General features: G+C 69.0%; 25 protein-coding genes. 13 read left to right on the top strand and 12 right to left on the bottom strand.

What is annotated here, in order from left to right; translation table 11 throughout:
• Positions 1 to 19: 19 nt before the first annotated feature.
• Positions 20 to 934, bottom strand: a complete 915-nt coding sequence (xerD, locus tag B0E52_RS10625; RefSeq protein WP_077483816.1) for a site-specific tyrosine recombinase XerD — start codon at positions 932 to 934, stop codon at positions 20 to 22.
• 44 nt (positions 935 to 978) lie between these two features.
• On the opposite strand from xerD, the gene B0E52_RS10620 reads away from it, so the two are divergent.
• Positions 979 to 1,470: an RDD family protein gene (locus tag B0E52_RS10620; protein WP_077483799.1), complete on the top strand. Its 492-nt coding sequence runs from the start codon at positions 979 to 981 to the stop codon at positions 1,468 to 1,470.
• A 3-nt stretch (positions 1,471 to 1,473) separates the two neighbouring features.
• On the opposite strand, the gene B0E52_RS10615 is transcribed toward B0E52_RS10620, so the two are convergent.
• Positions 1,474 to 2,496 (bottom strand): cupin-like domain-containing protein, encoded by a 1,023-nt coding sequence (locus B0E52_RS10615; RefSeq protein WP_168174177.1) that lies wholly within the window; start codon positions 2,494 to 2,496, stop codon positions 1,474 to 1,476.
• A 288-nt stretch (positions 2,497 to 2,784) separates the two neighbouring features.
• Between B0E52_RS10615 and phaZ the strand changes: the two genes are divergently transcribed.
• Positions 2,785 to 4,038 (top strand): polyhydroxyalkanoate depolymerase, encoded by a 1,254-nt coding sequence (phaZ, locus tag B0E52_RS10610; protein WP_077483797.1) that lies wholly within the window; start codon positions 2,785 to 2,787, stop codon positions 4,036 to 4,038.
• 6 nt (positions 4,039 to 4,044) lie between these two features.
• Here the strand turns inward: phaZ and B0E52_RS10605 are convergent, their stop codons facing one another.
• Positions 4,045 to 4,380 (bottom strand): MGMT family protein, encoded by a 336-nt coding sequence (locus B0E52_RS10605; RefSeq protein WP_077483796.1) that lies wholly within the window; start codon positions 4,378 to 4,380, stop codon positions 4,045 to 4,047.
• An 80-nt stretch (positions 4,381 to 4,460) separates the two neighbouring features.
• On the opposite strand from B0E52_RS10605, the gene B0E52_RS10600 reads away from it, so the two are divergent.
• Positions 4,461 to 4,865 (top strand): hypothetical protein, encoded by a 405-nt coding sequence (locus tag B0E52_RS10600; RefSeq protein WP_077483795.1) that lies wholly within the window; start codon positions 4,461 to 4,463, stop codon positions 4,863 to 4,865.
• Positions 4,866 to 4,875: 10 nt separating this feature from the next.
• On the opposite strand, the gene B0E52_RS10595 is transcribed toward B0E52_RS10600, so the two are convergent.
• Positions 4,876 to 6,000: an inorganic phosphate transporter gene (locus B0E52_RS10595; protein ID WP_077483794.1), complete on the bottom strand. Its 1,125-nt coding sequence runs from the start codon at positions 5,998 to 6,000 to the stop codon at positions 4,876 to 4,878.
• 10 nt (positions 6,001 to 6,010) lie between these two features.
• Positions 6,011 to 6,640: a pit accessory protein gene (locus B0E52_RS10590; protein WP_077483793.1), complete on the bottom strand. Its 630-nt coding sequence runs from the start codon at positions 6,638 to 6,640 to the stop codon at positions 6,011 to 6,013.
• 231 nt (positions 6,641 to 6,871) lie between these two features.
• On the opposite strand from B0E52_RS10590, the gene B0E52_RS10585 reads away from it, so the two are divergent.
• Positions 6,872 to 8,197 carry a hemolysin family protein gene (locus tag B0E52_RS10585; RefSeq protein WP_077483792.1) on the top strand — a complete coding sequence of 442 codons (1,326 nt, stop codon included), beginning with the start codon at positions 6,872 to 6,874 and terminating at the stop codon, positions 8,195 to 8,197.
• 103 nt (positions 8,198 to 8,300) lie between these two features.
• Here B0E52_RS10585 and B0E52_RS10580 read toward each other — a convergent pair whose 3' ends face one another.
• On the bottom strand, positions 8,301 to 9,110 hold the full coding sequence (locus B0E52_RS10580; RefSeq protein WP_077483791.1) for an RNA methyltransferase: 810 nt from the start codon (positions 9,108 to 9,110) through the stop codon (positions 8,301 to 8,303).
• 147 nt (positions 9,111 to 9,257) lie between these two features.
• On the opposite strand from B0E52_RS10580, the gene B0E52_RS10575 reads away from it, so the two are divergent.
• Positions 9,258 to 10,076 carry an inositol monophosphatase family protein gene (locus B0E52_RS10575; RefSeq protein WP_077483790.1) on the top strand — a complete coding sequence of 273 codons (819 nt, stop codon included), beginning with the start codon at positions 9,258 to 9,260 and terminating at the stop codon, positions 10,074 to 10,076.
• Positions 10,077 to 10,124: 48 nt separating this feature from the next.
• Positions 10,125 to 10,583, top strand: coding sequence for a hypothetical protein (locus B0E52_RS18350; protein ID WP_139351641.1), 459 nt, complete (start codon positions 10,125 to 10,127; stop codon positions 10,581 to 10,583).
• Positions 10,584 to 10,663: 80 nt separating this feature from the next.
• Here the strand turns inward: B0E52_RS18350 and hda are convergent, their stop codons facing one another.
• The 3 genes from hda to B0E52_RS10560 form a co-directional block, all read right to left on the bottom strand.
• Positions 10,664 to 11,371, bottom strand: a complete 708-nt coding sequence (gene hda, locus B0E52_RS10570) for a DnaA regulatory inactivator Hda (RefSeq protein WP_077483789.1) — start codon at positions 11,369 to 11,371, stop codon at positions 10,664 to 10,666.
• The gene (locus tag B0E52_RS10565) at positions 11,368 to 12,561 is read right to left on the bottom strand and encodes an AI-2E family transporter (protein ID WP_077483815.1); all 1,194 of its coding nucleotides are present in this window, start codon (positions 12,559 to 12,561) and stop codon (positions 11,368 to 11,370) included. The genes hda and B0E52_RS10565 overlap by 4 nt, the downstream gene beginning before the upstream one ends.
• A gap of 238 nt (positions 12,562 to 12,799) precedes the next feature.
• Positions 12,800 to 13,780, bottom strand: a complete 981-nt coding sequence (locus B0E52_RS10560) for a DUF2066 domain-containing protein (protein ID WP_077483814.1) — start codon at positions 13,778 to 13,780, stop codon at positions 12,800 to 12,802.
• Positions 13,781 to 13,944: 164 nt separating this feature from the next.
• Between B0E52_RS10560 and purM the strand changes: the two genes are divergently transcribed.
• From purM to B0E52_RS10545, 3 genes are all read left to right on the top strand, one after another.
• The gene (gene purM, locus B0E52_RS10555) at positions 13,945 to 14,979 is read left to right on the top strand and encodes a phosphoribosylformylglycinamidine cyclo-ligase (protein WP_077483788.1); all 1,035 of its coding nucleotides are present in this window, start codon (positions 13,945 to 13,947) and stop codon (positions 14,977 to 14,979) included.
• Between the two features lie 176 nt (positions 14,980 to 15,155).
• Positions 15,156 to 15,806, top strand: coding sequence for a phosphoribosylglycinamide formyltransferase (gene purN / locus B0E52_RS10550; RefSeq protein ID WP_077483787.1), 651 nt, complete (start codon positions 15,156 to 15,158; stop codon positions 15,804 to 15,806).
• An 89-nt stretch (positions 15,807 to 15,895) separates the two neighbouring features.
• Complete coding sequence (locus B0E52_RS10545; protein ID WP_254426764.1) at positions 15,896 to 16,564, top strand: DUF3108 domain-containing protein; 669 nt, start codon at positions 15,896 to 15,898, stop codon at positions 16,562 to 16,564.
• Positions 16,565 to 16,567: 3 nt separating this feature from the next.
• Here B0E52_RS10545 and B0E52_RS18345 read toward each other — a convergent pair whose 3' ends face one another.
• The 3 genes from B0E52_RS18345 to B0E52_RS10535 form a co-directional block, all read right to left on the bottom strand.
• Positions 16,568 to 16,888, bottom strand: a complete 321-nt coding sequence (locus tag B0E52_RS18345; protein ID WP_139351640.1) for a hypothetical protein — start codon at positions 16,886 to 16,888, stop codon at positions 16,568 to 16,570.
• Between the two features lie 46 nt (positions 16,889 to 16,934).
• The gene (murA, locus tag B0E52_RS10540) at positions 16,935 to 18,194 is read right to left on the bottom strand and encodes a UDP-N-acetylglucosamine 1-carboxyvinyltransferase (RefSeq protein WP_077483785.1); all 1,260 of its coding nucleotides are present in this window, start codon (positions 18,192 to 18,194) and stop codon (positions 16,935 to 16,937) included.
• 105 nt (positions 18,195 to 18,299) lie between these two features.
• The gene (locus B0E52_RS10535; protein WP_077483784.1) at positions 18,300 to 18,542 is read right to left on the bottom strand and encodes a BolA/IbaG family iron-sulfur metabolism protein; all 243 of its coding nucleotides are present in this window, start codon (positions 18,540 to 18,542) and stop codon (positions 18,300 to 18,302) included.
• A gap of 176 nt (positions 18,543 to 18,718) precedes the next feature.
• On the opposite strand from B0E52_RS10535, the gene B0E52_RS10530 reads away from it, so the two are divergent.
• The 4 genes from B0E52_RS10530 to lptA are packed head-to-tail and all read left to right on the top strand — an operon-like array spanning position 18,719 to position 21,464.
• Positions 18,719 to 19,729 (top strand): KpsF/GutQ family sugar-phosphate isomerase, encoded by a 1,011-nt coding sequence (locus B0E52_RS10530; protein ID WP_077483783.1) that lies wholly within the window; start codon positions 18,719 to 18,721, stop codon positions 19,727 to 19,729.
• Positions 19,730 to 19,769: 40 nt separating this feature from the next.
• Complete coding sequence (locus B0E52_RS10525) at positions 19,770 to 20,309, top strand: HAD hydrolase family protein (protein ID WP_139351639.1); 540 nt, start codon at positions 19,770 to 19,772, stop codon at positions 20,307 to 20,309.
• Complete coding sequence (lptC, locus tag B0E52_RS10520; RefSeq protein WP_254426763.1) at positions 20,306 to 20,914, top strand: LPS export ABC transporter periplasmic protein LptC; 609 nt, start codon at positions 20,306 to 20,308, stop codon at positions 20,912 to 20,914. Before B0E52_RS10525 ends, lptC begins: the two co-directional genes overlap by 4 nt.
• Positions 20,880 to 21,464: a lipopolysaccharide transport periplasmic protein LptA gene (lptA, locus tag B0E52_RS10515; RefSeq protein ID WP_077483782.1), complete on the top strand. Its 585-nt coding sequence runs from the start codon at positions 20,880 to 20,882 to the stop codon at positions 21,462 to 21,464. Before lptC ends, lptA begins: the two co-directional genes overlap by 35 nt.
• Position 21,465: the final 1 nt, after the last annotated feature.

The raw sequence follows: 21,465 nt of genomic DNA, 5'->3' as shown, positions 1-21,465 counted from the left end.
ACTCTGACCCTCTTTTGGCCTAGCCGCGCGGATGATGCTGCGCATGCAGGCGCTTCAGCCCTTCCTTCGCCACCAGGGTGTAGATCTGCGTGGTGCTGAGCGCGCTGTGGCCGAGCAGCATCTGCAGCGCACGCAGGTCGGCGCCGTGGTTGAGCAAATGCGTGGCGAAGGAGTGGCGCAGCACGTGCGGCGAGATGCGCTTGGCCTGGATGCCGACCTTCAGTGCATGGCGCTTCACCAGGGTCCAGAACATCTGTCGCGTCATGCCCTCGCCACGCCGGCTGAGGAACAGCGCCGCGGGCTGATGCCCCTTGGCCAGCGCGGGACGCGCACCGGCGAGATAGCTTTCGATCCAGCCCAGCGCCACCTCGCCTACCGGCACGAGGCGGTCCTTGCCGCCCTTGCCGGTGACGCGCAACACGCCCTGGCGCGGGTTGAGCGCGGCGAGCGGCAACTCCACCAGCTCGGAAACGCGCAGGCCCGAGGCGTACATCAGCTCCAGCATCGCGCGGTCGCGCAGGCCCAGCGTGCCGTCGGTGTCCGGCGCATTCAGCAGCGCCTCGATCTCGCGCTCGGCCAGCGCCTTGGGCAGGCTGCGTGGCATGCGCGGACGCTCGATCAGCAAGGTGGGATCCTCGAAGCCGGTCTGTTCCCGAGCGAGATGCGCGTAGTAGCGGCGGAACGCCGACTGCCGCCGCGCCATCGAGCGCACCGCGGCATGCTGCTCGCCGTGGTAGGCGGAGATGTCCTCGCGCCGCGCATTGCGCAGCGTGCGCCCGCGACCGGCCAGCCAGCGCGCCAGCGCTTCCAGATCCCGGCGATAGGCCTCCAGCGTGCGGTCGGCGAGGCCGTCCTCGGACCACACGCGTTCCAGGAAGGCGTCGATGCTCGCGGCATCCGCTTCGGCGATACTGGGCGAATCTTCTTTCTGCATGCGCACCATGCTGGGCATGGCGCCAACCGAGTGCAAGCCGCCCGATGAACGCCGCCAACCTGCCCTGTCCGCTGTGGCGTCGCCTCGCCGCCCTGATCTACGACCTCTTGATCGTGGTAGCGATCGTGATGGTGGTGGGCCTGCTGTGCCAGCTCGCCACCGGCGGCCGGCTGATCGAAACCGGAGCGCGCACCGTGGTCCCGCTCTGGTACCAGTGGCTGCAAGGCGTGGTGGTGGCCGCCTACTTCGTGGCCTCGTGGCGCCGCGGCGGGCAGACCGTGGGCATGCGGCCGTGGCGCATCCGCGTGAGCCGCGACGACGGCGGCACGATCAGCCTGCAGCAGGCCGTGGTCCGCGTGCTGGTCGCCGCCGCGCCGATGCTGCTGCTGGCGCTGGAGCCGCTGCTCGGTTTGCACGCCACGCTGTGGACCGTGCTGGGTGCATGGGCGCTGTGGTTCGCCGTGGCGCTGTTCGATCCGCGCCGCCGCGCACTGCACGACCTCGCCGCGGATACCGAGTTGCGGCGCATCGAATGAGCGTCAGCGCACCTTCCAACTGGCGACCGGCCAGCTGCTGGAATCGCCGGCTTCGGCACAGGTGACCGGCGCCAGCCGCGCGACGCGCCCCGCCGATCCCGCGGCGGAGAGGCGCGGCCAGCGCTCCAGCATCGACAGCAGGCCGCCGAGCGCGCTCAGGTACGCCCGCTTGGCATGCCGCTTCGACCCAGGCAGGCCGCTGGCGCGGGAACACAGTTCGTCGACATAGCCGCCCCAGTTCGAACCGTCCAGCATGTTCTGGCAGATCGAGATCGATGGCGACAGCGCCCGCGCGCCGTGCCACCAACGCGAGGGCACGAACACCATGTCGCCCGGATGCAGCACGGTGTGGTACTGGGTGGCACGCTCGTACAGCGGGAAGCGCTGCGGGTCGACCTGGCGCACGTCCGGGATCGTCGACTGGTTCGGCATGCCCGGTTTGGGATACAGGAACGCGGCGTCTTCCGGCGGATACAGGATGAACTCCTTGTCGCCGTGGATCTCGGTGATCGTCGCGTGCGAGTTCTCGAGGTCGTAATGCAGGAACGGAAAGCGCCCCCCGATGCCGCCGATCAGCAGCTTCAGATAGCCGTCCGGCCGCCGCCACTGCCGCGGCATCAGCGGGCTGGCCAGCCGTCGCGGGAACGCATAGGGATTCAGCGGCTCCAGGTCCGGCAGCAGCTCCGGCATGTGCGGGCCGATGAACAGGCGGTACATGTACGGGCCGGGCGCATCCTCGCGCGAGGCCAGCACCGCGTCGATGAAGTCGGCGAACGTCATCTGCTCGCTGGGGCTGACCTGGATGGGTTTCGCGCCGAAGCGTTCGCGGAAATATTCCGGCGTCCACTGCTGCCGCGCCGGGCAGGCCCGCAGCGCGTCCTCCACCACCACCGGACGATTGCGCGCGACGTAATCGCGCACGAAGTCCGGATACGGCAACTCGGCGGCGCTCCGGCGCTCGAGCGCAACCCGGCGCTGCGCCCCGATTTCCGGACGCGCCTGCGTATCGATGTCCACTGCGCCCATGTCGATTCGCTCCCCTGTGCGAAGCAGCCGCGGGCCACCCGTGCCGGTGTGCCACGCCACGAAATCACGACGCCGGAGCGCGACGCTACGCGCGCCGTCGGACGGCGTCAACGCGATCGTGCGCCGGCTGGCGCATCCGGCCGGCATCGCCGCTTGGCGCCGCCGGGCGACGCCAAGCGGCGCAAGCCAAACCCTTGATCGTCTTGACGATCGCGCCTGCGGCACTGCAACACAAGAAACCGTGAACGGCGCTAAGATGGCGCGTTTTTCGCCCATACCGGTCGCCCCATGCTCTATCAGATCCACGAGTGGCAACGCGCCTTCCTCGGCCCGCTCAGCCACTTCGCCGACGCCAGCGCACAGATGCTCAACGATGCGAACAACCCGTTCGCCGCGTGGCCCGGCACGCAACGGCTGGCCGCCGGCTACGAGCTGGTCCATCGTCTCGGCAAGGATTACGAGAAGCCCGTCTTCGGCATCCACCAGGTCGAGGCGCACGGCCACGAGATCGCGGTGATCGAGCGCGTGGCGCTGGACACGCCGTTCTGCCAGCTGAAGCGCTTCAAGCGCTTCAGCGACGACCCGGTCACCATCGAGACGATGAAAACCGACCCGGTGGTGCTGGTGGTGGCGCCGCTGTCCGGCCACCACGCCACCTTGCTGCGCGACACCGTGCGCACCCTGCTGCGCGAACACAAGGTCTACGTCACCGACTGGGTGGATGCGCGCATGGTGCCGGCCGAAGCCGGCCCGTTCGGGCTGGACGACTACGTGGCGCTGATCGAGCGCTTCATCCGCCACATCGGCGCGGAATCACTTCACGTGATCTCGGTCTGCCAGCCCACGGTGCCGGTGCTGGCGGCGGTGTCGCTGCTGGCCGCGCGCGGCGAGGCCACGCCGCGCAGCCTCACCATGATGGGCGGACCGATCGACCCGCGGTGCAGCCCCACCAGCGTCAACAACCTCGCCACCACCCAGCCGCTGGCCTGGTTCAAGGGCAACGTGATCCACACCGTGCCGCCGAACTATCCCGGCCGCGGCCGCGAGGTGTACCCGGGCTTCCTGCAGCACGCCGGCTTCATCGCGATGAACCCCGGCCGCCACCTGCAATCGCACTGGGACTTCTACCAGAACCTGCTGCGCGGCGACCTGGAAGACGCCGAGTCGCACCGCAAGTTCTACGACGAATACAACGCCGTGCTCGACCTGCCGGCGGAGTTCTACCTCGACACCATAGCCACCGTATTCCAGCAGTTCCTGCTGCCGCGCGGGCTGTGGGACGTGGCCGGCGAGCGGGTGAACCCCGCCGCGATCACGCGGAGCGCCTTGCTCACCGTGGAAGGCGAACTGGACGACATCTCCGGCCTCGGCCAGACCCAGGCCGCGCACGACCTCTGCAGCAGCATCCCGGCGAAGCGCCGCGCGCACAAGGTGATCGAAGGCGCCGGCCACTACGGCATCTTCAGCGGCCGGCGCTGGCGCGAAGTGGTCTATCCGCAGGTGCGGGATTTCATCCGGCGGTTCGACAAGACCGCCGCCTGACCGCCGTCAAGGCATCCCCCACAGCGCACGGTCAAGGTTCGCGTCCAGCCCGAACGCGCTGAGCGCCACGCGACCGTTCTTCACCTCCACGCCCTCGGCATGCAGCCGTCGCACCTGTTCGCGGAAGCCGCGGCTGCCCTTGGGCAGGGCGATCTCGCCCGAGGAACGCAACACCCGGAACCAGGGCAGCTCCACGCCGTCGGGCACTTCGCCCAGCAGCTTGCCGACCAGCCGCGCGCGGCCCGGCAGGCCGGCGCGGGCGGCGATGGCGCCGTAGCTGGCAACGCGGCCGGGCGGGATCGCGGCGATGGCGGCGTAGACGCGAGCGTGGCTGTCTTGCATGGCGATAACAGGGCCTTGACCAAGGCGGGATACGGACGTGTCAGAGTAGCAGTGCCATCGGCCAGTCACGGGGGCGTCCCATGCACCATTTCGAAGCCGTACGTTCCCACGTGGGCAGCCTGCACGGGCTGCGCCAGAACGACCCCTACCTGATCAGCTTCGACCTCAGCCTGCCGCGCGGGCGCCACCAGGGCATCTACCTGGCCGAGCTGGAGGACGAGACCGGCCGCCGCTACCTGCGCATCTCCACCCCGATCGGGCCGCTCGCGGGCACCGACCCGCAACGCTGCCTGCGCTTCAACTGGGAGCAGCGCTGCGGCTTCCTCGCCGTCACCGACCTGGACGGAGCGCCCTACCTGCAGCTGTGCGAGAACCGCCCCTACGAGTTGCTCGACGAGCGAGAACTGCATCGCCTGATCACCGAATTGGGCAACCTTGGCGACCAGCTGGAACAGCTGGTCGCCAACAGCAGCGACGCGTTCTAGGCAGCGAGGCTCAACCCCACAAACGGGCGATCTCGACAAAGCCCCACGCGATCAGCGCAGTAACCGGCAGGGTGAGGATCCACGCCCACACCATGCGCTCCACCACGGACCAGCGGATCGCGTTCGAGCGCTTGGCCGAGCCCACGCCCATGATCGCCGAGGACACCACGTGGGTGGTGGACACCGGCAGGCCGAAGTGCGAGGCAAGCAGGATCACCGCCGCCGAGCTGCCTTCCGCGGCGAAGCCGTTGATCGGGTGCAGCTTCACCATCTTGTGGCCCAGCGTCTTGATGATGCGCCAGCCGCCGCCGGCGGTGCCGCCGGCCATGGTCAGCGCGCACACCACCGCCACCCACGCCGGCACCGCGAAGCCACCGTGCGCGGTTTCGTGGATGCGCAGGAAATGCAGCCACGCCGGCAGGTGGTCGAACTGCCCCGCCGCGGTGGTGCTGGCCAGCGCCAGCGCGATGATGCCCATGCTCTTCTGCGCGTCGTTGCTGCCGTGCGCCAGGCCCATCGCGCTGGCCGAAACGATCTGCGCCTTGCCGAAGAAGCTGTTGACGAAGGGCGTGCGGCCGAGCAGGCGCAGCCAGCCGCCGCGGCGCGAGAACCACGCCAGCAGTGCGTAGAGGCCGCCCATCAGCGCGAAACCGATCAGCATGCCCATGATCGGCGAGGCCACCATCGGCACCACCACCTTGGGGATCACGCCCTTGCCGGTCCACCAGTGCGCGCCACCCTGCGTCCAGATCACCGCGTCGAAGCTGCCGCTGGCCTCGGCGATCGCGGCGCCCACCAGGGCGCCGACCAGCGCGTGGCTGGAGCTGGACGGCAGACCCAGCCACCAGGTGATCAGGTTCCACACGATCGCCGCCAGCAGCGCGCAGATCAGCAGCTGCGGGCCGGCCTCGACCACGCCGCTGTTGACGATGCCCGCAGCGATGGTGGCCGCCACCGCGGTGCCCCACAACGCGCCGATCAGGTTGGTCACCGCGGCCAGCAGCACCGCCTGGCCCGGCGTGAGCACCTTGGTCGCCACCACGGTGGCGATCGAGTTGGCGGTGTCGTGGAAGCCGTTGATGTAGGTAAAGACGAGGGCGATCAGCACCACCGCCACGACCAGTCCGAGGCTCATGCGACGGGCCTCACGAATTCTTCAGCACGATCGAGTAGACGATGTTGCCGACGTCGCGGCACTTGTCGATCGCCTTCTCCAGCAGCTCGAACAAGTCCTTCGCCAGCATCGCCTTCATCGCGTCGTTGCCTTCGACGTACAGCGTACGGTAAGGCGCCAGCAGCATGCGGTCGCCTTCCGACTCCAGCGTCTGCAGCCGATCCTGCAGTTTCTTCACCGGATCGATGCGCAGGCCGCGGCGCAGCTCGCCGATCATCTCGGACACCACCTCGGTGGAGCGCTCCAGCACCAGCGCGCGCTGGCCGAAATCCACGCCCTGCAGGCGCACCGCCACGATCTCGTAGCGCTCGGCGAACTTCTCCACGGTCTTGGGGATCTTGTACAGCGCCGAGTTCAGCGCCTCGATGTCCTCGCGGTCCAGCGCGGTGACGAAGGTGTTCACCAGCTCTTCGCTGATCTGCGCGGCCAGCGCCTTCTCGCGCGCGCGGGTAGCGGCGAACGCGGCCATCACCGGTGCATGGTCGGCCTGGGTGACCAGGGCCTGGAGCGCCTTGGCGCTCTCGTGCGCCGCCTCGGCGCTCTGCTCCAGCAGCCCGTAGAACTTGTCGCCTTTGCCGAAGATCGTCTGCAGTGAAAACATGCGGGCCACGCCTGGGGGTCGAATGGCGGCGATGTTACAGGACAGTTACCTCGCACCGCAGCACGGTTGTCGCCGCCGCTCCGCCGCACGCCGGCCGGAAGCGCTCTCATCGGCCAACACGATCAGGCACTTGCGCAACGGCACGCCGCCCCATCCGGAGCGCCAGCGTGGAGCGCCACGCGGCGCTGCCGCTACACTCCGGCCCATGCGCCCCTCCCCGCGATCCCCGCGATGCTGACCGAAATCGCGCTCGTCCTCGTGCTCGCCCTGTGCAACGGCTTCTTCGCGCTGTCCGAGATGGCCCTGGTCGCCTCGCGCAAGAGCCGCCTCAAGCAGATGGCGCGCAGCAGCAGCCGCGCCGCGCTGGCGCTGCGGCACGCCGAGAAGCCGGAATACTTCCTCTCCACCATCCAGGTCGGCATCACCCTCTTGATGCTGATCACCGGCGCCGTGGCCGGCGATGCGCTGGGCACGCACATCGCCGCCCTGCTGCATGGCGGGCGCGCCGCGTGGCTGGAGCCCTATGCCCGGGTGCTCGGCGTGGTGTTGGGCTTCGTGCTGATCTCCTTCATCCAGATCGTGGTGGGCGAACTGGTACCCAAGCGCCTCGCGCTGTCGGCGCCGGAGAAGGTGTCGGTCATCGTGGCCATTCCAATGCTGGTGCTGTCGCGCGCCACCGCGCCGTTCGTGTGGTTGCTCAACGCCGCAAGCAGCCTGCTGTTGCGCCTGCTCGGCGTGCGCAGCCGCGGCCATGCCGCCGCCACCGAGGAGGAGATCCGCCTGCTGGTGGCCGAGAGCGCCGAGCAGGGCGTGCTGGACGCCGACGAACACAACATGGTCAACCGCGTGCTGCGCCTGGGCGACCGCAGCGTGGACAGCGTGATGACACCGCGCGTGCGCATTGCCTGGCTGGACATGGCCGCGACGCACGCGGAGAACGTGGAAGTGCTGCGGCAGACGCCATACTCGCGCTATCCGGTCTACCGCGGCGACGAGAGCGAGGTGGTCGGCGTGGTCGAGGTGAAGCGCCTGCTGCAGGCCTTCGCCGACGGCCGCCCGCAGCTGTTCGACCACCTCGCCAAGCCGCTGTACGTACCCGCCACCGCACGCGCGCTGGACCTGCTGGAGGAATTCCGCGACGCCGAGACGCCGCTGGCCCTGGTGGTGGACGAATACGGCGACATCGAGGGCCTGGTCACCGTCAACGACCTGCTCGCCGCCGTGGTCGGCGCCAGCCAGCTCGGCCATGGCGATGCCGCCGCGGACGCGCCCATCGTCGAGCGCGCCGACGGCAGCTGGCTGATCGACGGCAGCCTGGCCAACGACGATCTGCGTGAACTCCTGCACGTCGACCGCCTGCCCGGCGAGAACGAACACGATTTCCGCACCCTGGCCGGCATGGTGACAGCCGCGCTCGGCCACATCCCCCAGACCGGCGAGGTGTTCGCCTGGCAGGGCTTCCGCTTCGAGGTGGTGGACCTGGACGGCGCCCGCATCGACAAGTTGCTGGTCACCCGCGCGCCGCAGCAGGACAACGCGGACGAGGCGGAGGGGTAGCGGCGGCGCGTAAAGCCAGAGCAAAAGCGTGGCTTGATGTCAGGAAAGGGCTTCCTGCCCTTTCCTGACTCGCCCGATCCGGCCCTGGCCGGATCGGGCTCCGTCAATCAGGCTCAGCCTGATTGACGTGCGATCCCTCCGTGGATCGCGGCGATGCTGGCGCGGCCCGCGCCAGCATCGCCATCCGCTGCGCATCGGCGAGGATGCCGTGCAGCACGCGCAGCTCGCGCTGGTCAGGTTGAGCGCGCTGGAACAGCTTGCGCAAGCGCAACATGATCGTCTCGGGCGAACGGCCCTTGTGGAAGTCGATGTCGTCCAGCGTCTCGGCGAGATGCGCATAGAAGCGCTCCATCTGCGAAGCGTCGGCGGGCGGCTCGTCGTGCTCGGGCGGCGGCGCGGGCAACTCGTCGCCCAGCATCGCCAGGCGCAACTCGTAGGCCATCACCTGCACGGCCTGGGCCAGGTTCAGCGAGCTGAAATCGTCCACGCTGGGAATGCGCACCATCGCATGGCAGGTCGCCAGCTCGTCGTTTTCCAGTCCCGTGCGCTCGTTGCCGAACAGCAGCGCCACCTGCTCGCCGCGCGCGGCCGCGGCCAACGCCTGCCGCGCTCCCTCGCGCGGCGACAGCTCCGGCAGGTTCACCCCGCGCCGCCGCGCCGACAGGCCCAGCGCGAAACTCGCGCCGGCCAGGCCGTCGACCAGCGTCTCGTGCACGCCGGCCTCGGCCAGCACCTGCACCGCGTTCGCCGCCAGCGCGTCCGCCTCGCGGTCGGGGAAGCGCGCCGGCGCCACCAGCTCCAGCCGGGTGAACCCCATCGTGCGGATCGCCCGCGCCGCACCGCCGATATTGCCGGGGTGCGAGGTGCGCACCAGCACGAAGCGGAACAAGACAGCAAGATCGTTGGCGGTCATGCGAGGGCGGATTGGGCGAGGATGGTCGACAAGGATAGTCCAAGCCCCGCCATCGTTCCGAACCGCCGCCGCGACGCACCGACTGGCTCGCGCCCCGGCTCTGCTAGAATCGCCCGCCGCAACCCGCTCTTTTGCCAAGCCGAAGCCATGACCCGACCCGCCATCACCATCGCGGTGCGCGCCGCGCGCGCCGCCGGCAACGTCATCCTGCGCTACATGAACCGCATCGACGGCCTCACCGTCGTCGAGAAGCAGCGCATGGACTTCGCCTCCGAGGTCGACAAGCTGGCCGAAGCCGAGATCGTCAAGGAACTGCGCCGCGCCTACCCCGACCACGGCATCCTCGCCGAGGAAAGCGGCGCGATCGGCAAGAAGGGCCCGCTCACCTGGGTGATCGACCCACTGGACGGCACCCACAACTACCTGCGCGGCATCCCGCACTTCTCCGTCTCCATCGCGATGCTCGACAAGGGCGTGCCGGTGTACGGCGTGGTGTTCGACCCGTTGCGCGGCGAGCTGTTCACCGCCAGCAAGGGCGACGGCGCGTATCTCGACAAGGGCACCGGCCCCACCCGCATCCGCGTCGGCAAGCGCGAGAACCTGGGCGGCGCGATGATCGCCACCGGCTTCCCCTATCGCCAGCGCGCACATCTGGACACCCAGCTCGCGATGACCCGCGCCCTGCTCGGCCAGGCCGAGGACATCCGCCGCTCCGGCTCCGCCGCGCTGGATCTCGCCTACACCGCCGCCGGCCGCTACGACGGCTACTTCGAGATCGGCCTCAAGCCCTGGGACATGGCCGCCGGCGTGCTGCTGGTGCACGAGGCGGGCGGCCGCTACGGCGACTTCGCCGGCCGCGACGGCATCCCGGCCAGCGGCAATATCATCGCCGGCAACCTCAACGTGGCAAAGGCGATGACCGACGCCATCGGCGCGCAGGCGACACCGGAGTTGCTGAAGGCCTGAGGTAACCATCGGCATCACCGATGCGCCAAAAAACCTAAGGAAGCTTGCATGAGGATCGTGCAAATACCTTTGATCTCAGCAGCCCTGGCATTGGCTGCATGTGCCGCTTCCAGCACGCAGCAACTCCCGATCTCCGGGCAGTACGGAACAGTCGCATATTCGGGCACGGTGGTTCGCGAGGAAACGCCTGACACCTACGTGTTCATCGTGCGTGATCTGAAACTGACTTTCTCGCCAAACGCGGGGATCAATTCGGTTGAGGCGATCACCAATCCGACACTCCGACTGGAAACGATGTATCTGGCGCCGAGCGCTACGCAAGGCGTTCCTACATCGGAAGAGTCGACCACCCTGCACCTTACGCTTGATGCCGATCACCCTGTCGCGCACGTGCGCGACCTACGCTTCGTGATGAACAAGACCAAGGTCACAGCATCGACTTCCACGCATCTAGACCTGACCGATGGCCATACTCTCTGGCCATTTGTATCGCAATTGAAACCTTAGAGATTTTGTCCAACCATTCCATTTGAAAGCGCTCACTTGCGTCGTTTGGCTCAAGCGCCCGACCGTCGCTTCGACATGAGTCAAGATCCTACACGGCCTGATTCGCGCAACAGCCCGCGCAAGAACGGAATCGTCACCCGCCGCTGCGCCGCCAGCGAGGCCTGGTCGAGCCGATCGAGCAGATCCAGCAGCGCGCCGAGATCACGCGTGTGGCGGGCGAACAGCCAGTCGAGCACGCCCTCGTCCAGCTCGATGCCACGCAGGCCGGCCTGGGCCTTGAGCACGGCGCGGCGTTCGGCGTCGTCCAGCGGTTTGAGCGCGAACTGGGTGCAGGCGCCGAGGCGCGAGCGCAGGTCGGGCAGCGTGAGGCCGAGCTGCGCCGGCACGGCATCGGCGGCGAACAGCAGGGCGGCGCCTTCGGCCTTCGCGCGGTTGTAGAGGTCGAACAGCGCATGCTCGGCCTCGCGGTCGCCGGCGATGGCGCCGAGATCGTCGAATGCCAGCAGCGCGCCGCCGGCCACGCCGCGGATCGCGACGGCGCGGTCGGCGATGCGCGCCAGCGGCAGGTATTGCACGCCGCGACCGGCCTCGCCGGCGGCCTGGCAGGCAGCCATCAACAGGTGGCTCTTGCCGCTGCCGGCGGGGCCGTGCAGGTAGAGCCATGGCGCGTCCGACTCGCACGCCAGCGCCTCGACCGCGGCGAGCGCGACGGCGTTGGCGCCGGCGTGGAAATGTTCGAAGCGCTGGCGGCGCGGCCAGCGCAGCGCGAGCGGCAGCTGCGGGATCATGGCTGGGCGGGCGGCTCGTGCGACGGCGGCTCGATCACCGTCGTGGTTTCCACCGTGCCGGCGGCGGTGCTCACTGCAACATCCACCTCGGCGACCGTTTCGTGGAGGGCAGGATCGGCCTCACCCTCTTCGGTGTACAGGTCGCTCTGGCGGTAGCGCTCCATCAGGTAGCGCAGCAACACCATCACCACCGAGGCGGCCGGCAGTGCCAGCAGCACGCCGATGAAGCCGAACAGCTCGCCGCCGGCGAGCACCGCGAAGATCACGGCCACAGGATGCAGGCCGATCTTCTCGCCCACCAGCTTGGGCACCAGCACGTAGCCTTCCAGCAACTGGCCGACGATGAACACGCCGCAGACGATCAGCACGTGTGTCCAGTCGCCGTACTGCACCAGCGCGGCGATGATCGCGGCGCCGAAGCCGGTGATGAAGCCGAGGTAGGGCACGAAGCTCAGCAGGCCCGCGATCATGCCGATCAGCACGCCCACCGACAGCCCCGCCACCAGCGACAACGTGCCGCCGTAGTACACGCCCAGCGCCAGCATCACCAGCAGCTGGCCGCGCACGAACGCGCCGAGCACCGCATCCGACTCGCGCGCGAGGTGAGCGATCGTAGGCTGGATCAAGCGCGGCAGCAGGCGGTCGATCGCCGCCACCAGCCGGTCCCAGTCGCGCAGCAGGTAAAACGCCACCACCGGGATCAGCACCAGGTTGGTGAGCCACAGCACCACGCCCAAGCCGGAACGCGAGACCTTGCCCAGCACCTGGCCGGCGATGCCGCCCACCGAGCCGATGTGCTCCTTGATCGTGGCGATCATCCGGTCGCTGTCGAAGGTGCGCGGATCGAGGTGCAGCTTCGCCTGCAGCCACGGCCAGGCGGTGTGCTCGGCCCAGTCCACGTAGCGCGGCACGTTCTGGATCAGGTTCTCGATCTGGTGCGAGATCAGCGGGATCAGCAGCAGCAGCGCGCCGGTCAGCACCAGCGCCAGCACCAGGAACACGATGCTCACCGCCAGCGTGCGCCCCATGCCGACGCGCTCCAGCCGGTCGGCCAGCGGATCGCCCAGATAGGCCAGCATCGCCGCCACCACGAACGGCATCAGCATCGGCGCCAGCCGCCACAACAGGAAGACGATGACTGCGAGGATCGCCAGCAACTGCCAGCGGCGCTGGTTCTCCTGCGTCAGCATGACGACACCCCAGCGGCGCACGAACGCCGGCGGGACACGTGCGTGGAGGAGCATTGGAAAACCTCCGTCACCCCAGTGGAAGCTGGGGTCCGGCGCCTCCCGATCCTTGACGGCAAAGATCCTGGACGACTCGCTGCGCCCGCCCCTCCGGGGCCGCCCTGCGGGCGTTCTGCGCGATCCGCGCTTGTCCTGCTTTCGCAGGAATGACGAACAAGCAAGCGGTCGTTCCTGATACCCATCAATGCAGCCAGCGCAGGCTGGCGTCGGTGCCGGGATGCGCGGTGGCACGGATCAGCCGTCCGCTGGCGGCGAGGTTCGCGGCCAGCGCACCGGCCGGCATCGCCGACTTCACTTCGATCAGCATGCCGTCGTTCTCCGCACCAAGCGTCGCGACACTGCGCACCGAGGGATCGGCGCGCAGCACGTTGAGCAGGCTGGCGTAGTCCATCGCGCTGCTCAGCCCGCTCACCCACAGCTTTTCGTCGCTGACCGTGGCGCCGATCACGTTGAGCTGTTTGCCGATGCGGTCGACCGTACCGTTGCCGGCGTCGGCCAGCAGGGCGTCCTCGGTGGCGGCCTTGTCGGTCCAGCGCTGCGCCTTGCCGCCGGAGACCAGGGTCCAGTCGGCGCTGCCGTCGTGCAGGCTGCCAAGCAGCACCAGGCCGGTGTGGTATTGCTGGTTGATCGCCGCCAGCGTGGCCGGATCGGCCGCGTCCACCTTGGCCGGATCGGGCGCATTGGCGGGATCGACGTAGGCCACGCCGTAGCCGCGAGCGGCGGCGGCCTTGGCGAGACCGGCCAGCGCGTCCTTGTCCAGCAATTGGCCGTCACTGCCGCGCACCATCAGCAACACCGGCGGCTTGGCGCCCACGCTGCCCACCACGCCCAGCGTGGAGACCAGATGGCGCACCGCGCCGGGCTCGAAATCCACGGTGAGGCTCATGCCAGTGGCGGCACGCGCGTACTGGAAGCGGCGCACCAGCGCGGCGGCGTTCTTCAGCGCGTCGTCGTAGCCCGCCTTGCTGCGCAGATCCTGGCCACCGGCGACCCGCGCCAGCACCTGGCTGAGCGCGGTGGCGAAGGCGTCGCCGCGCTGGGTGTCGCTGGTGTCGGGCACCGGCACCGTCACCGAGTACGGCGAGGCGACCTGCGCCTGCAGCGGCGGCAGCGCGGCGAAGCCCAGCAGCAGGGCGATGGTGAACAGGCGGAGCAGACGCATCGGGGGCAGGCGCATCGGCGGGACACAGGTCGGGGGATACCGCGGAAGTCTGCCCAATCGCCCTCCCCGCGTCCATGCCGCGGGCCACGGAACCGGGCATGCGACCGCGCCGACCACGGCCCGCATGCGCTAGAATTGCGCGTTTCCCACCGCCGGTTTCCGCCATGTCCGACGCCCTTACCTATCGCGCCGCCGGGGTCGATATCGACGCCGGCAATGCCCTGGTCGAACGCATCAAGCCGCTGGTCAAGCGCACCAGCCGACCCGAGGTGATGGGCGGGCTGGGCGGCTTCGGCGGCCTGTTCAACCTGGGCGGCAAGTACAGGGAGCCGGTACTGGTCTCCGGCACCGACGGCGTGGGCACCAAGCTGAAGCTGGCCCAGCAGCTCGGCCGCCACGACACCATCGGCATCGACCTGGTCGGCATGTGCGTCAACGACGTGCTGGTGCAGGGCGCCGAGCCGCTGTTCTTCCTCGACTACTTCGCCACCGGCAAGCTGGACGTGGACACCGCCGCGGCCGTGGTGGGCGGCATCGCCAGGGGCTGCGAACTGGCCGGCTGCGCGCTGATCGGCGGCGAGACCGCCGAGATGCCCGACATGTACCCGCCCGGCGAATACGACCTGGCCGGCTTCACCGTGGGCGCGGTGGAGAAGGCCGACCTGCTCTCCGGCGACGCCATCGTGGCCGGCGACGTGGTGCTGGGCGTCGCCTCCAGCGGCCCGCACTCCAACGGCTACTCGCTGATCCGCAAGATTCTCGACCGCGCCGGCCGGCCGCTCGATCTCGACCTGGGCGGCACGAAGCTCGCCGACGCGCTGATGGCGCCCACCACGATCTACGTGAAGCCGATGCTGGAGCTGCTCGCCACACAGCGCGCGGCCATCCACGGCATGGCGCACATCACCGGCGGCGGCCTGAAGGAAAACATCATCCGCGTGGTGCCCGACGGCCTCGCCCTCGCGCTCGACGCCGGCACGCTGACTCTGCCGCCGGTATTCGACTGGCTGCAGCGCGAAGGCAAGGTGGCGCGCGAGGAAATGTGGCGCACCTTCAACTGCGGCATCGGCTTCACCGTGATCCTGCCGCAGGCCGCGGTAGCCGCGGCCACGGCCCTGCTGGCGAAGCACGGCCTCGCCAGTCGCGTGATCGGCGCGGTGGTGAAGGCCAGCGGCGACGAGCGCGTCCATATCGGCTGATGTCAGCCAACTCGACTTCCACCACCCACTTGCAACAACGTCATTCCGGCGAAAGCCGGAACCCAGTGAAATGCATCGTGCGAAGCACACGAAACAGAACATATTCGGCGTGCTTCGCACGAGTTCTCTGACTGGATTCCGGCCTGCGCCGGAATGACGAACTGGTTTCCTCGCCCATGCCCACTCCCTTGCGCATTGCCGTGCTCGCTTCCGGCCGCGGCAGCAACCTCGCCGCGCTGATCGCCGCGCGCGATGCCGGCACGCTGCCGGTGGAGTTCGTGCTGGTGGCCAGCGACAAGGCCTCCGCCGGCGCGTTGCGGCTGGCCGAGGCGGCGGGCATCCCCACGCTGGCGCTGAACCCGAAGAGCTATCCCGACCGCCCGAGCTTCGACCGCGAGCTGTTCGCCCGCGTCGCCGCCAGCGGCGCCGACCTGCTGGTGCTGGCCGGCTTCATGCGCGTGATCGACGGCGCCGTGGTAGCCAAATGGGAAGGCCGTGCCATCAACATCCACCCCTCGCTGCTGCCGAAGTATCCCGGCCTGCACACGCACCGCCGCTGCCTCGAGGCCGGCGATGCCGAACACGGCGCCAGCGTCCACTACGTCACCGCCGAACTGGACGGTGGCCCGGTGGTGGCGCAGGCGCGCATCCCGGTCGGTGCCGGCGCCACCGAAGCCTCGCTGGCGGAACGCCTGCTGGCGGAAGAGCACCGGTTGCTGCCCGCGGTGGTCGGCGCCATCGCCTGCGGCCGCCTGCGCTGGAATGGCGAGGCGCTGTTCGATGGCCAGCCGGTGACGACGCCCCTGACGGTGGCGCAACTGTCGTAGGTCGCAGGAAAGCGGGGGTCGCGGAACATTCAGGCATGCGCCCTATAGTCGGCAGGATGAAGACCACCCTCCTCCGCGCCGGCCTCGCCATGGCCCTCGTCCTGCCCGCCGCCGCGTCCTTCGCCGCGAGTGTGCCGCAGTCCTTCACCGCCACCTACCGCGTGCTGCAAGGCGACCAACTGCAGGGCGACGCCACGCTCACGCTGAAGCCGGTTGGCAACGGCCAGTTCGAATACACCGACAAGATCACCGGTACCGCTGGCCTCGCCGCCGCGCTGGGCGCAAGCACGTCGGAAGTGTCTCGCTTCACCTGGGCCGGCCAGGTGCCGCAGGCAGTGTCGTACAAATACGCCTTCGCCTCCGCGTTCAAGCCGAAGAACCGCGAGCTCGTCGTGCAGGGCAATACTGTGCAGATGGACGACAACGGCAAGCATCACAGCTACCCCATGCAGCCAGGCATGGTGGAACGCAACACTCTGCCGCTGGCGCTGGGTATCGCGCTGCGCAACGGCGCGACAAGCGCCAGCTTCCCCGTCGGCGGCAGGCAGGCGGTCGAGATGCAGACGTTCAAGGTGGCCGCCAGCGAAAAGGTCAGCGTGCCCGCCGGCTCGTTCGATGCGGTGCGCGTGGATCGCACCGACCAGAACCGTGGCTTCAACGCCTGGTACGTGCCGGCGAAATATCCGGTGCCGGTCAAGATCGCCCAGAAGGAGGGCGGCAACCTCACGCTGGAACTGGTGAGCTATTCACAGCCATGAGGCTTACGCAGGGACGTAGCGATCCAGTTCGTGCGCATGCTCGCGCAGCCAGCGGCATGCGACCGGCTGCCAGATCCAGCAGTCGATCGCGAAACCGGTCACAGGCAATGCCAGCATCTCCAGCCATAGCTTGGAGTGGGTCGGCAGCCATGAAGCGCTTGCGGCGTCACTCGCCTGCATCACGGCAGCAAACACGGCCAACGATGCCAGCCAGCGACCCCACGTGAAGCTGCACCTCCCCGCCTCACGCCATAGCCGTCGCCGGCGCGACCTGGGCATGTCGCGCAACCCGGGAATGTCCTTGAGCCGCCAGTAGTACACCATTCCCCGCCCTCCGTTGCGCAACCGAGGGCAGTCTGCGGCGGGACACTCAGTTCGGCAAGCGCCGGATCCGCGCGCCCAGCGTGCCGAGCTTTTCCTCGATGTTCTCGTAGCCGCGGTCGATGTGGTAGACGCGGTCGACCACGGTGTCGCCCTGCGCCACCAGACCGGCCAGCACCAGGCAGGCCGAGGCGCGCAGGTCGGTGGCCATGATCGGCGCGCCGCTCATGTGGTCCACGCCCTTGATCACCGCGGTGTTGCCTTCGAGCTGGATGTCAGCGCCGAGGCGCTGCAGCTCGTGGGCGTGCATGAAGCGGTTCTCGAACACCGTCTCGGTGATCACGCCGGTGCCCTCGGCCACGCAGTTCAGCGCGGTGAACTGCGCCTGCATGTCGGTGGGAAACGCAGGGTACGGCGCGGTGGTGATGTTGACCGCCTTCGGCCGGCGCCCGCCCATGTCCAGCTCGATCCAGTCCTCGCCGCTGGAGATGTGCGCGCCGGCGTCCTCCAGCTTGGCCAGCACCGCGTCCAGCGTGCCGGCGCGGGCGCCGCGGGCGCGCACCTTGCCGCCGGTCATCGCTGCGCCGACCAGGAAGGTGCCGGTTTCGATGCGGTCGGGCAGCACCCGGTAATCGGTGCCGTGCAGGCGGTCCACGCCGTGGATCACCATGGTGGAGGTACCCTCGCCTTCGATCTGCGCGCCCATCGCCATCAGGCAGTGCGCGAGATCCACCACCTCTGGCTCCTGCGCGGCGTTCTCGATCACCGTGGTGCCCTCGGCCAGCGTGGCCGCCATCATGATGTTCTCGGTGCCGGTGACGGTGACCATGTCCATCACGATGCGCGCGCCCTTGAGCCGCTTGGCGCGCGCCTTGATGTAGCCGTTCTCCACGCTGATCTCGGCGCCCAGCGCCTGCAGGCCGCGGATGTGCTGGTCGACCGGGCGCGAGCCGATCGCGCAGCCGCCGGGCAGCGACACCTCGGCCTGGCCGAAGCGCGCCACCAGCGGGCCCAGCACCAGGATCGAGGCGCGCATGGTGCGCACCAGGTCGTACGGCGCGATGCAGGTGCTGGTGGTGCGTGGGTCGACGTGGATCTTCATGCGGTCGTCCAGCACCAGCTGCACGCCCATCTGGCCGAGCAGTTCGATGAAGGTAGTGACGTCGTGCAGGTGCGGCACGTTGCCGATGCTCACCGGCGCATCGGCCAGCAGGCAGGCGGCGAGGATCGGCAGCACGGCGTTCTTCGCGCCGGAAATGCCCACCTCGCCCTGGAGCGGCACGCCGCCATTGATCAGGATCTTGGCCATCGGATGTTCCTAAATCTGGTGCGCTCCTCCATGAGCGCAAAGAAGAACCGGCATCCCTGCCGGACTTTTCAATTCAAGCAGGAGGCATTTCAAGCAGGAGTCGCTTCACCCTTGGCGCGCCGCGACTTCCTCGGGGGTCAGCGTCTTCAGCGCCAGCGCGTGGATCGCGCCGCCCATCAGCTCGCCCAGGGTGGCGTAGACCAGCCGGTGCCGCGCCAGCGGCAGCTTGCCGGTGAACTGGCCGGCGACCACGGTGGCCTCGAAGTGCACGCCATCGTCGCCGCTGACCTCGACCTTGGCCCCGGGCAGGCCGGTTTCGATCAGGGTCTGGATGCGTGCTGGGTCCATCGGGCTTCCACGGGCAGGGGCGGCGACGTTACCGGAACCGGCATTGCGTCGACGTGTGACGTTAAAATGCGAATATGCCATGGTAATGGAAATCCCCTGTCGCAGAAACGACAGCGTCCTCCGCCTGGCCGCCAGCACCCCTGCCACGGGCGTCCCGTCGCCCGCACCGAGCCGACATGAATCCACGCCCCGTCCCGCACACCGCCATCGAACCGCAGCCCGACGCCATCGTGCACAGCGCCCGTGCGGTGATCGCCACCGAGGCGGCCGCGATCGCCGAGCTGGGCCCGCGCATCGACGGCGCATTCGTGGAGGCCTGCCGGCTGCTGCTGGCCTGCCGCGGCCGCGTGGTGGTCACCGGCATGGGCAAGTCCGGCCACGTGGCGCGCAAGATCGCCGCCACGCTCGCCTCCACCGGCACCCCGGCCTTCTTCGTGCACCCGGGCGAGGCCAGCCACGGCGACCTGGGCATGATCCAGCCCGATGACGTGGTGCTGGCGCTGTCCTACTCGGGCGAAACCGACGAGCTGCTGTTCATCCTGCCGATGATCAAGCGCCAGGGCATCCCGCTGATCGCGATCACCGGCAAGCCGGCGTCATCGCTGGCGAGCCAGGCCGACGTGCACATCGACGGCAGCATCTCCAGCGAGGCCTGCCCGCTGGGCCTGGCGCCCACCACCAGCACCACCGCCGCTCTGGTGCTGGGCGATGCGCTGGCGATCGCCCTGCTGGAGGCGCGCGGCTTCACCTCGGACGACTTCGCCCGCTCGCACCCCGCCGGCAGCCTGGGCCGCCGCCTGCTGCTCAGGATCAGCGACGTGATGCACAGCGGCGACGACGTGCCGCGCGTGCCGCCCGAAGCCGGCCTCACCGCCGCCTTGGTGGAGATGACCCGCAAGCGGCTGGGCATGACTGCGGTGGTGGATGCCGAGCAGCACCTGCTCGGCGTGTTCACCGACGGCGACCTGCGCCGCGCGCTGGACGACGTGGACGTGAACCTGCGCGGCGCCCGCGTGGCCGAACTGATGACCCGCGGCCCCAAGACCATCGGCCCCGACAAGCTGGCGGCCGAGGCTGCGCAACTGATGGAGAAGCACCAGATCAACGCCCTGCTGGTGGTCGACGACGAGCGGCGCGTGGTTGGTGCGCTCAACATTCACGATCTGCTCCGTGCACGCGTGGTCTGATCGCGCGTTGCCATTCCCCTCCACCTTCGCGATCCAATCCATGTACCTGGCCGATTTTCCTGCCGATCTCCTCGCCCGCGCCGCGAAAATCCGCCTGGCCGCCTTCGACGTGGACGGCACGCTCACCGACGGCCGCCTCTGGTACGGCGAGGACGGCCACGAGGCCAAGGTGTTCCACGTGCACGACGGACTGGGCCTGAAGCGCCTGCAGGCGAACGGCATCGCGGTGGCCATCGTCACCGCGCGGATCAGCCACCCAGTGGCCTTGCGCGCCGAGGAGCTGGGCATCGCCCACGTCTACCAGGGCCAGGGCGACAAGCACGCCTGCCTGGAAACCCTGCTGGAGGCGTTGAACCTCACGCCCGAACAGGCCGCCTTCACCGGCGACGACCTGCCCGACCTGCCCGCCATGCGCATCGCCGGCCTCGCCGTGGCGGTGGCCAACGCCCACCCCTGGGTGGCCGAAGCCGCGCATTGGCAGACCCGCCTGCCCGGCGGCATGGGCGCGGCGCGCGAGGTCTGCGACCTGCTCCTGCATGCGCAGGGCAAGAGCGCCGCCGAACGGGAGCGCTGGCATTGATCGCGCGCCTGCGTCGTTGGCTGCGCGACCGCAAACTGGCCAGCGCGATCGTGGTGGTCGCGCTCGGCGTGGGCCTTGCCCAGCTGCTGCTGTGGTGGATGGGGCCGGCGCCGAAACCGAACGATTTCGTGGGCCCGCCGCGCTCCGGCTACACGCTCACCAACTTCAAGCTCTGGTCCTACAACCCGGAAGGCCAGCTCGCCTTCCGCATGCAGGCGCCGCAGCTGGAGCGCCGCGAAGGCGACGAGTCGCTGTACATCAACTCGCCCGTGTTCGACCTCTCGTCCAAGAAACCCGGCGTGCCGGACTGGCACGGCCAGTCGCTGTACGGCTGGGTGGACAAGAGCGGCAGCCTGATCAAGCTGCAAGGCCCGGTGACCATGCACCGCCCCGCCTGGGCCGACACCCCGGCGACGGATCTGGTCAGCTCGGATGTCACTGTGTGGCCGAAGGAAAACCGCATGGTCACCGCCGCGCCGGCGCAGATGACGCAGGGCGCCAGTAGAATGGACGGGGTCGGCATGCGTGCCAACCTCAACGACAATCACCTGGAGTTGCTCGACAATGTCCATGCCACGTTCCCGCCGCGCAAGCGCAAGTCGTAAGTTCGTCGCCGGCCTGCTCGCCGCGGCGGCGTTGGCGCTGCTGCCCACGCTGGCGCTGGCGAAGAAGTCCGACCGCCAGCAGCCGATGAACGTCGAGCACGCGGACTCGTTCGACGGCACCTACGCGCCCAACAGCACGGTCAAGCTGCACGGCCGCGTGGTGATCACCCAGGGCACCATGAAGATCACCGGCGACCTGGCCACGGTGCATTTCGACGCCGACCAGAACGTCGACCACGTGCAGGTCACCGGCGCGCCCGCGCACATCCAGGAACTGGACGACGCCGGCAACCTGATGACCGGGGACGCGGCGCAACTCGACTACGACAACATCAACGGCATCGCCGTGCTTACCGGCAACGCCGTGGTCAAGCAGCAGGGCCGCGGCGAGGCGCACGGCGACAAGCTCACCTACAACACCGAGACCAGCGAGATGACCGGCAGCAGCAGCGGCGACAACGCCGTGCACATGACCTTCCTGCCCAAGCCCAAGCCGGGCCAGCCGGCGTCGCCCGCTCCCGCCCACAGCGCACCGGCGGGCGGCAAGTAAG

It is taken from the genome of Rhodanobacter sp. C06 (assembly GCF_002001105.1).
GTDB lineage: Bacteria > Pseudomonadota > Gammaproteobacteria > Xanthomonadales > Rhodanobacteraceae > Rhodanobacter_A.
The sequence above is the reverse complement of the archived record's forward strand: the minus strand, read 5'-3'. Positions and strand labels throughout refer to the sequence as shown.